The sequence below is a fragment of the Streptomyces megasporus genome (assembly GCF_000718985.1).
Lineage (GTDB): Bacteria > Actinomycetota > Actinomycetes > Streptomycetales > Streptomycetaceae > Streptomyces > Streptomyces megasporus.
Genome location: NZ_JODL01000100.1, coordinates 1 through 445, shown reverse-complemented (window position 1 = coordinate 445; position 445 = coordinate 1). Strand labels below are relative to the sequence as shown.

General features: G+C 71.5%; 2 pseudogenes. Both read left to right on the top strand.

Annotated features, from left to right (window positions below):
• Positions 1–159, top strand: a pseudogene (locus IF47_RS31840) (methionine ABC transporter ATP-binding protein); the annotation flags it as partial.
• Positions 152–445 (top strand): annotated as a pseudogene (locus tag IF47_RS31835) (hypothetical protein); the annotation flags it as partial. The pseudogenes IF47_RS31840 and IF47_RS31835, both read left to right, overlap by 8 nt.

Below are 445 nucleotides of genomic sequence, written 5' to 3'. Positions count from 1 at the left end.
ATTCCGTCCGGGTGTGCGTTCAATCCGCGGTGTCCGCGGGCGCGGGAGGTGTGTCGGGCGGAGGTGCCGGCGTTGTACCAGGTCACCGAGGTGGACGGGGCGGAGTTGACCGGTCGGGCCAGTGCCTGCCACTTCTGGAAGGAGACCATCCATGGCTGACCTCGACGGAGCCGGCGGAGCCGACGGGGTCGGTGGGGTCGGTGGGGTCGGTGGGGATGCGGAGTGGGACGGAACCGCCTTCGGTGCGGCGGAACGGGGCGCGGCCGGGCCGGCGCGCTCCCCGCGGCACGGTGAGCCGATTTTGGAGGTGCGGAACCTGGTGAAGCACTTCCCGCTCACCCGGGGAGTGGTGTTCAAGCGGCAGATCGGTGCGGTGCGGGCGGTGGACGACGTGTCGTTCACCCTGCACCAGGGCGAGACGCTGGGCATCGTGGGGGAGTCCGGG